General features: G+C 70.6%; 12 protein-coding genes and 1 pseudogene. 5 read left to right on the top strand and 8 right to left on the bottom strand.

Annotated elements, in window-relative coordinates; all coding sequences use genetic code 11:
- Positions 1–9: 9 nt before the first annotated feature.
- The 4 genes from iolD to iolC are packed head-to-tail and all read right to left on the bottom strand — an operon-like array spanning position 10 to position 4623.
- The gene (gene iolD, locus BM424_RS15195) at positions 10–1872 is read right to left on the bottom strand and encodes a 3D-(3,5/4)-trihydroxycyclohexane-1,2-dione acylhydrolase (decyclizing) (protein WP_093417929.1); all 1863 of its coding nucleotides are present in this window, start codon (positions 1870–1872) and stop codon (positions 10–12) included.
- A complete protein-coding gene (gene iolB / locus BM424_RS15190) occupies positions 1869–2762 on the bottom strand; it encodes a 5-deoxy-glucuronate isomerase (protein WP_093417926.1) in 894 nt (297 codons plus the stop codon). Before iolB ends, iolD begins: the two co-directional genes overlap by 4 nt.
- Complete coding sequence (locus BM424_RS15185; RefSeq protein WP_093417923.1) at positions 2759–3667, bottom strand: Cgl0159 family (beta/alpha)8-fold protein; 909 nt, start codon at positions 3665–3667, stop codon at positions 2759–2761. The genes iolB and BM424_RS15185 overlap by 4 nt, the downstream gene beginning before the upstream one ends.
- A complete protein-coding gene (iolC, locus tag BM424_RS15180) occupies positions 3664–4623 on the bottom strand; it encodes a 5-dehydro-2-deoxygluconokinase (RefSeq protein ID WP_093417920.1) in 960 nt (319 codons plus the stop codon). Before iolC ends, BM424_RS15185 begins: the two co-directional genes overlap by 4 nt.
- A gap of 144 nt (positions 4624–4767) precedes the next feature.
- Here iolC and BM424_RS15175 point away from each other — a divergent pair, with 144 nt between their 5' ends.
- The 3 genes and pseudogenes from BM424_RS15175 (at position 4768) to allB (ending at position 7813) form a co-directional block, all read left to right on the top strand.
- Entirely contained in the window at positions 4768–5547 is a 780-nt protein-coding gene (locus BM424_RS15175; protein ID WP_093417918.1) for a GntR family transcriptional regulator, read from the top strand.
- Positions 5548–5662: 115 nt separating this feature from the next.
- Positions 5663–6361, top strand: coding sequence for a GntR family transcriptional regulator (locus BM424_RS15170; RefSeq protein WP_425442016.1), 699 nt, complete (start codon positions 5663–5665; stop codon positions 6359–6361).
- A gap of 118 nt (positions 6362–6479) precedes the next feature.
- Positions 6480–7813 (top strand): annotated as a pseudogene (gene allB, locus BM424_RS15165) (allantoinase AllB).
- A gap of 220 nt (positions 7814–8033) precedes the next feature.
- On the opposite strand, the gene BM424_RS15160 reads toward allB, so the two are convergent.
- Both BM424_RS15160 and BM424_RS15155 read right to left on the bottom strand, forming a co-directional pair.
- Positions 8034–8753 carry an aspartate/glutamate racemase family protein gene (locus BM424_RS15160; protein WP_093417915.1) on the bottom strand — a complete coding sequence of 240 codons (720 nt, stop codon included), beginning with the start codon at positions 8751–8753 and terminating at the stop codon, positions 8034–8036.
- A 37-nt stretch (positions 8754–8790) separates the two neighbouring features.
- Positions 8791–10272 carry an NCS1 family nucleobase:cation symporter-1 gene (locus tag BM424_RS15155; RefSeq protein ID WP_093417912.1) on the bottom strand — a complete coding sequence of 494 codons (1482 nt, stop codon included), beginning with the start codon at positions 10270–10272 and terminating at the stop codon, positions 8791–8793.
- 233 nt (positions 10273–10505) lie between these two features.
- Between BM424_RS15155 and BM424_RS15150 the strand changes: the two genes are divergently transcribed.
- Positions 10506–11372, top strand: a complete 867-nt coding sequence (locus tag BM424_RS15150; RefSeq protein WP_217649712.1) for a bifunctional allantoicase/(S)-ureidoglycine aminohydrolase — start codon at positions 10506–10508, stop codon at positions 11370–11372.
- Positions 11373–11687: 315 nt separating this feature from the next.
- Here BM424_RS15150 and BM424_RS15145 read toward each other — a convergent pair whose 3' ends face one another.
- On the bottom strand, positions 11688–12095 hold the full coding sequence (locus BM424_RS15145) for a RidA family protein (RefSeq protein ID WP_093417906.1): 408 nt from the start codon (positions 12093–12095) through the stop codon (positions 11688–11690).
- 94 nt (positions 12096–12189) lie between these two features.
- Here BM424_RS15145 and BM424_RS15140 point away from each other — a divergent pair, with 94 nt between their 5' ends.
- The gene (locus BM424_RS15140; protein ID WP_093417903.1) at positions 12190–12570 is read left to right on the top strand and encodes a winged helix-turn-helix transcriptional regulator; all 381 of its coding nucleotides are present in this window, start codon (positions 12190–12192) and stop codon (positions 12568–12570) included.
- A 1-nt stretch (position 12571) separates the two neighbouring features.
- Here BM424_RS15140 and BM424_RS15135 read toward each other — a convergent pair whose 3' ends face one another.
- Positions 12572–12961, bottom strand: coding sequence for an MmcQ/YjbR family DNA-binding protein (locus tag BM424_RS15135; RefSeq protein WP_093417900.1), 390 nt, complete (start codon positions 12959–12961; stop codon positions 12572–12574).
- Positions 12962–12991 lie beyond the last annotated feature (30 nt).

Here is a 12991-nt window from a genome sequence, read left to right as displayed (position 1 = left end):
GGGGCGTGCTCAGAGGTGGTGGCGCCGGGATCGCGCCTCCTTCTCGTAGTGATCTCGGGCCGCTCGGGTGGTGGCGCGGGTGGCGACCTCGGCGACCGGGACGTCCCACCACGCCTCCGGCGGCGGGGCCTGCTTTGCCGGGTCGGTCTCGACGTGGATCGCGGTGGGGCGCGGATCCGAGCGGGAGGCGCGCAGCGCACTGCGCAGCTCGTCGTTGGTCTCGGCGCGCAGCACGCGCATCCCGAGGCTCTCGGCGTTGGCGGCCAGGTCGACCGGCAGCGGTGCGCCGGTGAAACCGCCGTCGGCGGCGCGGTAGCGGTAGGCGGTGCCGAAGCGCTCGGCGCCGACGGATTCCGAGAGCCCGCCGATCGAGGCGTAGCCGTGGTTCTGCACCAGCACCACGTTGATCTTGATGCCCTCCTGCACGGCGGTGACCAGCTCGGTCGGCATCATCAGGTACGTCCCGTCGCCGACCAGCGCGAACACCTCGCGTGCGGGGTCGGCCAGGCGGGCGCCGATCGCGGCCGGGATCTCGTATCCCATGCAGGAGTAACCGTATTCGACGTGGTACTGCCGAGGGTCCTTGGCGCGCCACAGCTTGTGGAGGTCGCCGGGCATCGACCCGGCCGCGTTGATCACCACGTCCCGCTCGTCCAGCACCTCGTCGAGCGCGCCGATCACCTCGGCCTGACCGGGCCTCTCGTCACCGGCTCCCCGGGTCACCGACTCGACGACCGCGGCCCACCTCCGCGCTCCGGCGCGGGCCCGCTCGGCGTGGTCGGCGGCCACGCGGTGGTCTCCCAGGGCGCGGGCGAGTTCGCGCAGGCTCGTGCGGGCGTCGCCGACGACCGGGAGGGCGGCCTGCTTGCAGGCGTCGGTCGCGGCGATGTTGACGTTGACGAACCGCACGCCGGGATCGGCGAACAGGGTGCCGGAGGCCGTGGTGAAGTCCGAGTAGCGGGTCCCCACCCCGACGACAAGATCCGCGTCGCGGGCCAGTTCGTCGGCGATCGCGGTGCCGGTGTGCCCGATCGCGCCCATCGCGCACGGGTGGTCGTGGCGCAGCGAACCCCGCCCGGCCTGGGTCTCGGCGACCGGGATTCCCGTGCTGCCGGCGAGTTCGGCGAGGTCGTGCTCGGCGCCGCTGTGGTGCACTCCCCCGCCCGCGATGATCAGCGGCCTGCGGGCGCCCCGGATCGCCTCGGCGGCCTCCGACACCGACTCGGGATCGGCGGCCGGGCGGTGCACCCGCCACACGCGCTCGGCGAAGAACTCCTCCGGCCAGTCGAACGCCTCGGCCTGCACGTCCTGCGGCAGCGCGAGGGTCACCGCGCCGGTCGCCACCGGGTCGGTGAGCACCCGCACGGCCTCCAGCGCCGAGGGCATCAGCGCCTCGGGGCGCCAGACGCGGTCGAAGTAGCGGGAGACCGGGCGCAGGCAGTCGTTGACCGAGATGTCGCGCGCGTGCGGCACTTCCAGCTGCTGCAGCACCGGATCGGCGGGCCGGGTGGCGAAGACGTCGCCGGGGAGCAGCAGCACCGGCAGGTGGTTGATGGTGGCCAGCGCCGCGCCGGTGACCAGGTTCGTCGCGCCCGGGCCGATGGAGGTCGTCACGGCGAAGGTCGACATCCGGTTGCGCTGCCGAGCGAAGCCGACCGCGGCGTGCACCATCGACTGCTCGTTGCGCCCCTGCAGGTAGGGCATCTCGTCGCCGGACTCCAGCAGGGCCTGCCCGATCCCGGCGACGTTGCCGTGCCCGAAGATGCCCCAGCAGCCCTCGATCAACCGCTGCCGCACGCCGTCGCGCTCGGTGTGCTGGCGGGCCAGGAACCGCAGCAGCGCCTGCGCGACGGTCAGCCTCCGCGTCGTCATCGTTCCTCCACTTCGGACGGATCCCGGTAGAACGGCAGGCGGGCGTCGACCGGCTGGTCGGCCCAGGTCTCGCGCACCCACGCGTGCGCGGGGTCGTCGCAGATCAGCCAGGCGCGCTCGGGCGAGGGACCGGCCATGACGTTGAGGTAGTACATGTCGTAGCCGGGCACCGCCATCGACGGGCCGTGCCAGCCGTCCGGGATCAGCACGACGTCGCCGCTGCGCACCTCGGCGAGCACGTCGGTGTCGCTGCCCGGGCCCGACGGGGACACCCGCTGGTAGCCGATGCCGGGTGTGCCGCGGACTTCGGCGATCTCGAAGTAGTAGATCTCCTCCAGCCGCGACTCGCCCGCGCGGTCCTCGTCGTGCTTGTGCGGCGGGAACGACGACCAGTTGCCCGCCGGGGTCAGCACCTCGACCGCGATCAGCCGGTCGGCCTCGAAGACGTGCGCGGCGCCGAAGTTGTTGACCTGCCTGCTGGCCTGCCCGGCGCCCCGCAGCTCCACCGGCACACCGGAGGCGGGACCGTAGCGCGCGGGCAGCCGGTTCCGGCAACGCGCCCCGGTCAGCGCGAACCGGCCGCCGGTCCCGCTGTCGATGCGCACCCGGGCGTCCCGGGGCGCGTAGGCGAAGTCGCTGACGCCGGCGAACACGCTCGCCCTCCCGGCCAGCTCGAACGTCCGGTCGTCGCAGGTCACCGAGCAGGAACCGCTGAGCGGCAGCACGATCCACTCGCTGTCGCCGGTGTCGAAGGTGTGCGAGCGCCCGGGCGGCAGGTCCAGCACGCGCAGCGAGCAGTGGTCCCACCCGGCCGTGCCCGGGTCGACGCAGGTGCGGTACTCCTCGCGCGCCGTTTCCCCGTCGACGAGGTGAAATCGCTTGTCGCTCACCGGTTCTCCCTTCCGCGCAGCAGGTCGACCGCGGCGTCGACCGCGCCCGCGACGTCGTCGTCGTGCGGGTAGAGCAGGCCGCGTCCCACGACGAGCCCGCGCACGTTGGGCAGTTGCAGCGCCGCGTCCCAGCGGCGCCGGGTGGCCGCGGGGTCGTCGGGGACCTCGCCGCCCAGCAGCACCGTCGGCAGCGTGGTGGCCTCCAGCGCCCGCCCGATCTGGTCGAGCTCGTCGACCACCGGCACCTTCAGCCAGGTGTAGGCCGAGGTGCCGCCGAGGCCGGAGGCGATGGCGATCGAGCGCGCCACCGCCTCGGCCGACAGGTCGTTGCGCACCCGGCCGCCGACGCGCCGGGCCAGGAAGGGTTCGACCATCGCGACCAGACCGCGCGCGGCGAGCTCGTTGACCGCGTTCGCCGCGCCCTGCGCGGTGTTCAGCGATCCCGGGTCGTCGAGGTCGATCCGCAGCAGCAGCTTGCCCGCGTCGAACCGCATCCGGTGCAGGTCCTCGGCGCGGTGGCCGGTGAACCGGTCGTCGAGCTCGAACGTCGAACCCACCAGGCCTCCCCGGTTCATCGAGCCGATGACGACCTTGTTCTCCAGCTCCCCGAGCAGCAGCAGGTCCTCCAGCACGTCGGCGGTACCCAGGACCCCGTCCACGCCCGGGCGCCGCAGCGCGGTGCGCACCCGGTCCAGCAGGTCCGCGCGGTTGGCCATCGCCATCGGGTTCCCGCCCGCCGCCAGCGCTCCGCGCGCGGGGTGGTCGGCGGCCACGATCAGCACGCGACCGGACTCGCCCAGCAGCGGCCGCCTGACCCGGGCCGCGGCGGCCTCGGCGATCATCTCGGGATGTCTGGCACGGGTCTCGATCAGCTCGGCGAGGGTCAACCCGTCCACCCTGGTCATGCGCTCAACGCCGGGTTCTGCGCCAGAACCTCCTCGACCTCGTGCGCGTAGGGCATCGCCGAGGAGCACGCGAGCCGGCCGGCGACCAGCGCACCGGCGGCGTTGGCGAAGCGCGTGGTGCGCGCCAGCGGCCAGTCGTGCAGCAGCCCGTGGCACAGCGCGCCGCCGAAGGCGTCCCCGGCGCCGAGCCCGTTGACCACGTCGACCGGGACCGGTGGCGCGACCGTGCTCTCCTCGCGCGTGCGCGCGAGGACGCCGCGCGGGCCCTGCTTGACCACCGCCAGCTCGACGCCGAGGTCCAGCAGGAGTTCGGCGGCCCGCTCCGGGTCGCGGGTGCCGACCGCGACCTCCACCTCGTCGAGGTTGCCGACCGCGACCGTGACGTGCTCCAGCGCCTCCCGGTACCAGCGGCGCGCGGCCCCGCTGTCGGGCCAGAACATCGGCCGCCAGTCCAGGTCGAAGACGGTGGTCCCGCGCTCGGCCCGGTGCCGCAGCGCCGCCAGCGTCGCGCTGCGGCTGGGTTCCTCGGCCAGGCCGGTGCCGGTCATCCAGAAGATCCGCGCGTCGGCGATCGCGGGCAGGTCCAGCTCGTCGGCGTGGATCTCCAGGTCGGGGGCCTTGGGGCGGCGGTAGAAGTACAGCGGGAAGTCGTCCGGCGGGAACAGCTCGCAGAAGGTGACCGGCGTCGGGTACTGCTCGACGGCGCTCACCCACCGGTCGTCGACGTCGAAACCGCGCAGCGCCTGGTGGACGTACTCGCCGAACGGGTCGGCCCCGGTGCGGCTGATCACGGCGCTGCGGTGACCGAGCCGGGCGGCGGCCACCGCGACGTTGGTGGCGGTGCCTCCGAGGTACTTGCCGAAGGATTCCACCTGCGGCAGCGGAACTCCGGTCTGCAGCGGGTAGATGTCGACCCCGATCCTGCCCATCGTGATCACGGTGAACCGTTCGCTCATCGCACGAACCCTCCGTCGGGTCAGCGGCCGCGCCGCGGCCGGAGCACGGACGGTTCCTTGTCTACGGGTGCGTCAGATCACTGTCAACGATTTGTCAGCACATACGGACTTAGTGACGTCGTGGGTTCTTGCTAGTGTTGCGCGGTGACCGCCGTGCGACACCGATCCCAGGAACCGCAGTGGGATCCGGCCAAGCAGATCTCGGTCGACCACCGCAGCCCCGTCCCGCTGTACTTCCAGGTGGCCAGCCAGATCGAGGAGGCCATCGCCTCCGGAGCGCTGCCGGTGGGCGCGCGCCTGGACAACGAGATCGAGCTGGCGGGCAACCTCGGGCTCTCCCGGCCCACCATCCGCCAGGCCATCGGCTCGCTGGTCGACAAGGGGCTCGTGGTCCGCAAGCGCGGCGCGGGAACCCAGGTGGTGTTCAACCACGTCAAGCGCTCGCTGCAGCTCAGCAGCCTGCACGACGACCTCACCGCGCTCGACGCCGCGCCCTCCACCCGCGTGCTGGTCAACGAGCTGCGCACGCCTCCCCCGGAGGCGGCCCGCGCGCTGGGACTGTCCGAACAGGACCAGGTCCTGCACCTGGAGCGGGTCCGGCACGCCCGCGGCGAGCCGATCGCCCGGCTGCGCAACTACCTCCCGGCCGGCCTGCTGGCCCCGACCGACGAGGACCTCACCGACCGGGGCCTCTACCAGCTGCTGCGCGCCGCGGGCGTCCACCTGCACGCCGCGCAGCAGACCATCGGCGCGCGCACCGCCACCGACGAGGAGGCCGCGCTGCTCGACGAGCCCACCGGGGCCGCGCTGCTGACCATGCAGCGCATCACCCACGACCACACCGGCGCCATCGTCGAGTTCGGCACCCACACCTACCGCGCCTCGCGCTACACCTTCGACCTCACCCTCCGCGGCGACACCTGAGCCCCGGGCGCTCGCTCGGCGGCCCGTCTAGCGGGCGCCGCCGAACGGCGCAGGGCGTTGCGGCAACTCCCCGAACGCACGCGTGCGGGAAGCGTCATGCACACTGATCGCGCCGGTGCCCGAGTTCGCGGGCGCGGCTGCCGAGGAGGAGCTTGTTGCTGTGACCGACGTGCCCGAGGAGGAGCCCCGCGTTCCGCTGCGCGACCAGGTCCACGACGAGCTGCAGGCCCGCATCAGCGACGGCCGGTTGCGTCCCGGCGACCGGCTCTTCGAGCAGGAGCTGGCCATCGAGTTCGGCGTGTCCCGCGTGCCGGTGCGGGAGGCGATCCGGATGCTGCAGAGCGCCGGGATGGTCGAGGTCCGGCCGCGGCGGCGCGGCGTGTTCGTGCGCAGCCTGGACCGCCAGCAGCTGGAGGAGCTCTTCGACGTCCGCGAGGCGCTGGAGGCGCTGGCCGCCCGGCTCGCCGCCGAGCGCAGCGAGTCAGCCGACGTCGAGCACCTGGGCGAGCTGGTCGCGCGCGCCCGGGAGGCGCTGGACGATCAGGACACCGACGCCATGTCGGAGGCCAACACCGAGTTCCACGACAAGCTCGTCGCGCTGTCCCGCAACGAGCTCCTCGCTTCGATGCTCGAACCGCTGCACGGCAGGCTCGCCGCGCTGTTCCGGTTGAACCTGGAGCCGGCGCGGGTCTGCCGCGAGCACGAGGAGCTCTACGCCGCCATAGCGTCCGGCGACGCCGAGCGGGCCGCCGAGCTCGCTCGCGGGCACGTGCGCGCGAGCCGCACGATGGTGCTCGAGCGCATGGTGCTCTGACCGCTTCGCCGAACCCTTGACCTGCGGAACTCCACCGCCGTAGGTTACGTATACATTTGAATATACTTTTGCATCGTGGAATTTCAGGGGAGGTAGCGCGGTGGCTCAGCCCTACGATCTGGTCTTCCGGGCTCGGCGGCTCATCGGACCGAACGGCGAGACCTCGGGCAGCGTCGGCATCCGCGACGGCCGCATCGCCGTCGTCGACGCGCACGACGCCGACCTGGCGGCCGAGCGCGTCGTCGAGCTCGCCGACGACGAGGTGCTGCTGCCCGGCCTGGTCGACACGCACGTGCACGTCAACGACCCGGGCCGGACCGAGTGGGAGGGCTTCGAGACCGCCACCCGGGCGGCCGCCGCGGGCGGCGTGACCACCATCGTCGACATGCCGCTCAACAGCCTGCCGCCGACGGTCGACGCGGACGCGCTCGAGGTCAAGCGCACGACCGCCGCGCCGCAGGCGCACGTGGACGTCGGCTTCTGGGGCGGCGCGATCCCCGGCAAGCTCGACGAGCTGCGGGGTCTGCACGAGGCCGGGGTGTTCGGCTTCAAGTGCTTCCTGCTGCACTCCGGGGTCGACGAGTTCCCGCCGCTGAACTCCGCCGAGCTCGACACCGCGCTGCGCGAGCTGGCCTCCTTCGACGCGATGATGATCGTGCACGCCGAGGACTCCGAGGCCATCGAGCAGGCGCCGACCCCGCACGGCGAGGATTACGGCGACTTCCTGGCCTCCCGCCCCAAGGGCGCCGAGAACCTCGCGATCGCGCAGGTCATCGAGCTGGCCCGGCGGATCGGGGCGCGCGTGCACATCCTGCACCTGGCCTCCGCCGACGCGCTGCCGCTGATCGCCTCGGCCCGCGCCGACGGCGTCCGCGTCACCGTCGAGACCTGCCCGCACTACCTGAGCTTCACCGCCGAGGAGATCCCCGACGGCGCCACCCAGTTCAAGTGCTGCCCGCCGATCCGCGAGGCCGCCAACCGCGAACTGCTGTGGAAGGCCCTGGCCGACGGCACCATCGACTGCGTGGTCAGCGACCACTCCCCCTGCACGCCCGAGCTCAAGCGCCTCGACATCGGCGACTTCGGCGTGGCCTGGGGCGGGGTGTCGAGCCTGCAGCTGGGCCTGCCGGCGATCTGGACGCAGGCACGCCAGCGCGGGTACTCGCTGGCGGACGTGGTGAGCTGGATGGCGCGCAAGCCCGCCGAACTCGCCGGGATGCGCACCAAGGGCTCCATCGCCGTGGGCAACGACGCCGACCTGTGCGTGTTCGCCCCGGACGACGCCTTCGTCGTCGACGTCGCCAAGCTGGAGCACCGCAACCCGGTCTCGGCCTACCACGGCCGCCCGCTGGCCGGCGTCGTCCGCAGCACCTGGCTGCGCGGCACCCAGATCGCCGGTGACGGCGCCGACACCCCCCCCGAGGCGAGCTCCTCACCCGCGGCGAGGTGTGACCCTCACCAGACGACAGTTCTGGTGAAAACCGCCCCCTGCCAACGCTCACCGTGACAACGACCGTTGGCAGGGGGCAGTTTTAGTGAGAACTGTCCAGGCAAAACGGACATGATCATGGGGCAATTCAGGCAAAAACTGTCCCCACAGGAGGGACGCACCCCACGCGACGCGAAGCCGGGCCCCGAGGATCGGGACCCGGCTTCGCCGCGCTCAAGGCCGTCAGGACGGCGGCCAGTTGGTGAACTCCTTCGGGCGCGGGGGCGCGTAGGTGCGGACCTTGGAGGTCTTCAGGCCGAGCCGGACCAGGGATTCCGCGATCGTCACCGCCGCCGTGACGCCGTCGACCACCGGGACGCCGGTGCGCTGCACGACCTGCTCGGAGAGCCCCGCCATGCCTCCGCAGCCCAGGCAGATCGCCTCCGCGCGGTCCTCGCGCACCGCGCGCACCGCCTCCTCGGCGATGGCCTCCACCGCGGCCCGCGGGTCGCGCTCCAGGTCCAGCACCGCCAGCCCGCTGGCGCGCACCGACGCGCACCGGTCGCTGAGACCCGCTGCGCGCAGCCGGTCCTCGATCAGCGGGACCGTGCGGTCGAGGCTGGTCACGACCGAGTAGGTGCGGCCCACGAACTGCGCGGTGGTGGCCGCGGCCTCGGTGATGTCCACGACCGGCACGTCGAAGAGCTCCTGCAGCCCTTCCCTGCCGTGCTCGCCGTAGCCCGCCTGGATGATCGCGTCGAACGGCTCGGGGTAGGCGCGCACCGCCTCCATCACCGCGACGGCCGCGAGGTAGCTCTCGTAGTTGCCCTCGACCGATACCGCGCCGAAAGACGGTGTCAGCGGCACGATCTCGGTTCCGGGGGCGGCCACCGAGGCCGCCTGCTCCCCGATCGACTCGGTGATGGAGGTGGTCGTGTTGACGTTCACGACGAGGATGCGCATGGACTCGACTTTCTCGAAATGAGCTTGCTGCGGCGGATCATTCGGCCGCGACGGCGATGGACTCGCCGTCCACGTCCCGGGCGTCGGGTCTGCGGTCACCGATGATCGCGTAGATGATGGCGCCCAGGATCGCCCCGATGAACCAGGAGAACCCGCCGACCGCGCTGAACGCCGGGACCAGCGCCAGCACCACCGCGATCGCCGCGGCCGGCACGAACGCCCACACCGCCTTCGGGTTGTAGCCGCCGGAGTAGTGGTACTCGCCGTCGGCGGCCTCGGTGTAGAGCTCGGGGACGTTCACGCGGGTCTTCCGGATCAGCCAGTAGTCGGCCATGATCACGCCGAACAGCGGGCCGAGCAGGGCTCCGAGGCCGCCCAGGAAGTAGTTCACCACGACCGGGCTGTCGTAGAGGTTCCAGGGCAGGATGACCAGGCCGATGATCGCGCTGACCACGCCCGCGCGGCGGAAGTTCAGGTGCTTCGGGAACAGGTTGACCAGCACGTAGATCGGGGCGACGAAGTTCGCCAGCAGGTTCACCGCGATGGTGAGCACGATCAGCGCGAGCGAGGCCAGCGCCAGCAGGTAGGTGTTCGGGATCGTCTGCACGATGTCGGTCGGGCTGGTGATCACCCGTCCGTTGATCTTGAACTGGGCTCCGCTGAGCACCACCACGATCCCGGCGAAGAACAGCATGTTCACCGGGATGCCGACCAGGTTGCCGAGCACGATCGACCGGCGGCTCTTGGCCGAGCGGGTGAAGTCGCAGAAGTTGAGCACGAAGGTGCCGTAGATGACGACCCACAGCGCGGCGCCCTGCAGGATCCGCAGCCACATCGCGCCCCCGGTCAGCGGCTGCGCGGTGGACATCGAGATGGAGAAGTCGGCGCGGGCGAACATCCAGATCGCCAGGCCCAGCATGGTGATCAGCGTCGTCGGCGCGGCCACCGCCATGTACCTGCGGATGACGTGCATGCCGTAGCTGACGATGAGGACCTGCACCGCCCACAGCGCCAGGAACGTGATCCAGCCGAGCAGCGAAAGACCCAGCACCGACTGGCCTTCCAGCGATTTCAGGCCCGGGAACAGCGCCACCAGCAACGCGTCGAGCACCGAGGAGGCGAGGTAGGTCTGGATGCCGAACCAGGCGATCGCCACGACGCCGCGCACCGCGGCCGGGATCTGCGCACCCCGGGTGCCGAAGGCGATGCGGCTCATCACCGGGAACGGGACGCCGGCCTTGTGCCCCATGTAGCCCGACATCGTCAGCAGCAGGAACAGCAGCGCGGAGGCCAGCACGAAGGCGGCCAGGATGCCCCAGACGTTGAGCCCGAGCGCGAACAGCCCGATCGCGAAGGCGTAGTTGCCGAGGCTGTGAACGTCGTTGGCCCACAACGTGAAGACGTTGTAGGCGCCCCAGCGGCGGCCGTCCTTCTTGGTCGGGGCGAGGTCGTAGCTGTACAACCGCTCGCTCGAGGCGGGAGGGATGTCCAGACCGGATCTGTCGTTCGTGGCAGTCACTAGCCGCCTCCTAAGCCCCCACTCCGCGACACCGACGGAATGGGCTCAGTTTCGCGATGCGAAAGTATACGTGAGAGTTGGGAAGACCGTAAGCGGTGTTCACGACCTCGTCAACACTCCCCGAACGATCAGTCGGGTGTGATCTCCTCCGCTCCCGCCGGGGCTTCCGCGCGACGCCGCCGTTGCTTATCCTGCAGCCAACCCCGGTTTTGTATACATGGATTGTGCAGGTCATGGGCCTGCACTGGGGTCGGGGTGGTTGTCGAGGAGGAGCCAGCTTGAACTCGCCGTCGTACTTCGCGCCTGCCGGTGGGTTGCCGCCGCAGACCGATCTGCTCACCGACCGGGCGATCGTGACCGAGGCCTACACCGTGATCCCGCGCGGCGTGCTGCGCGACATCGTGACCAGCAACTTCCCCGGCTGGAGCGCCACGCGCGCCTGGATCCTGGCCAAGCCCGTGACCGGGTTCGCCACGACCTTCGCCCAGAACATCGTCGAAGTCGCCCCCGGCGGCGGCAGCGAGCACCCCGAGCCCGAGGCCGGTGTCGAGTCCGTCGTGTTCCTCATGACCGGAACGTTGCGGCTCACCGTCGACGGCGTGGTGCATGTGGTCGAGCCCGGTGGGTACGCCTACCTCGCCCCCGGCGCGACCTGGTCGCTGACCAACCCCGGCACGGGCCACGCCACGTTCAACTGGGTCCGCAAGCCCTACGAATTCGTCGACGGCATCGACGTGCCCGCCTCGTTCGTCACCCGCGAACAGGACATCACCCCGACCCCCATGCCCGACACCGACGGCACCTGGGCCACCACCCGCTTCGTCGACCCCGACGACCTCGCCCACGACATGCACGTCAACATCGTCACCTTCCAACCCGGCGGCACCATCCCCTTCGCCGAAACCCACGTCATGGAACACGGCCTCTACGTCCTGCAAGGCAAAGCCGTCTACCGCCTCAACAACGACTGGGTCGAAGTCCAAGCAGGCGACTACATGTGGCTCCGCCCCTTCTGCCCCCAAGCCTGCTACGCAGGCGGCCCCCACCCCTTCCGCTACCTCCTCTACAAAGACGTCAACCGCCAAATCCGCCTCACCTAACCCCACCCCCCAACACCATCACCCCCAGGGACAGGGCAGTTTTCATGAAAACTGTCCCGTCCCTGGTGAGGGGAAGTTTTCATGAAAACTGTCTCGTTCGTGGGGTGGTGACAGTTTTCATGAAAACTGACACCACCCCACCCACACGACGCTCGTGACCAGCACAAACAGGCCACGGACCCGGGTTGGGTCACCCACTCACCTTCCGAGGGGGAGGGAAGTTTTTCATGAAAACTGTCACCACCGTCTCGATCGTGGGTGGGTGCAGTTTTCATGAAAACTGTGTCCTCTCAGGGGAGTTGTTGGGGTCGGGGGTTAGTCGAGGACTGCGGTGACTTCGAGTTCCGCGAGGTGTTCGGGGACGTCGAGGGCAGTGGTGCCGAAGAGGGAGGCCGGGGGTTTCGCCGCGGTGCCGAGGGATTCGGCGGCGCGGGTGATCCCGTCGACGACCTCCGGCATCTTCTCCGGGCTCCAGTCGACGACGTGCAGGGTCAGCTTGGCGACGTCGTCGAAGGTGGCGCCCGCGGCGGCCAGGGCCTTGGCGGCGTTGCGGTAGCACTGCGCGATCTGCTCGGCGAGATCCCCTTCCCCGACGACCGCGCCGTGCTCGTCCCAGGCGACCTGGCCGGAGATGAACACCAGCTTCGACCCGGTGGCGATCGAGACGTGCCGGTAGAGGTCGACCTCGGGCAGTCCCGGGGCGTTGGTGGTGGTGATGGCCATGCCGTTCCTCCGTGCTCTCTTGTGGTTACCGGGAAACCGTAGGAGAGTGTGCGCTGACGTGGAAGAACGCACTTTTTCGTAACCGAGGAACCTCATGGTGACCAAGCAGTTCAGCGGCTCGGCCGACGAAGCGGATCTCCGGCGAGCGGACTCGCTGGCGCGGGAGATCTTCTCCGACGTCGCCAACAAGTGGGCGCTGCTCATCATCGAAGCGCTCGGCGAGCGGACGCTGCGGTTCAGCGAGCTGCGCACCGCCGTCGAGGGCATCAGCCACAAGATGCTCACCCAGAACCTGCGGATGCTCGAGCGCAACGGGCTCGTCGGCCGCACGGTGCACCCGACGGTGCCGCCGCGCGTCGACTACGCCCTCACCGAACCCGGCCGGGGCCTGCTGGTCACGGTCGACGCCATGTGCGAGTGGACGCATCGGCGCCTCGCCGACATCGACGAGGCGCGCCGCCGCTTCGGCGGGTGAGTCAGAACGTGTCGGTGCTGAAGCGGACCTCGCTGGTGAGGGGGCGCCGCGAACGCGGGATCGAGTCGGCGACGAGCAGGTAGGAGTTCTTCACCAAGTCCCGCAGGAGATCGTCGTCGACCTCCTCGCCCGGCCAGACGCTGATCCAGTGCCGCTTGTTGAGGTGGTACCCGGTGGTGATGTCGTCGTAGCGCTGGACGAGGGCGGTGACGTCCTCCGGCGCGCACTTCACGGTGGCCAGCGGCGTGCCGCGCAGCTGCATGCTCAGCAGGAACATCTTGCCGCCGACCTTGTACACCTCGCAGTCGGGCCCGAACGGGTGCTCCAGCTCCGCTGCGAGCAGACCGCCGGCCGCCTCCTCCGCGACGTCCTGCAACCGCTGCGCCTCCACGCGTGTCCTCCTCGCCACCGTTCGTTACCG

Origin of the sequence: Saccharopolyspora flava (assembly GCF_900116135.1) — a bacterium.
GTDB classification, from domain to species: Bacteria; Actinomycetota; Actinomycetes; order Mycobacteriales; family Pseudonocardiaceae; genus Saccharopolyspora; species Saccharopolyspora flava.
Note: the sequence above shows the minus strand (reverse complement) of the source record. Positions and strands in the feature narration are given on the sequence as shown.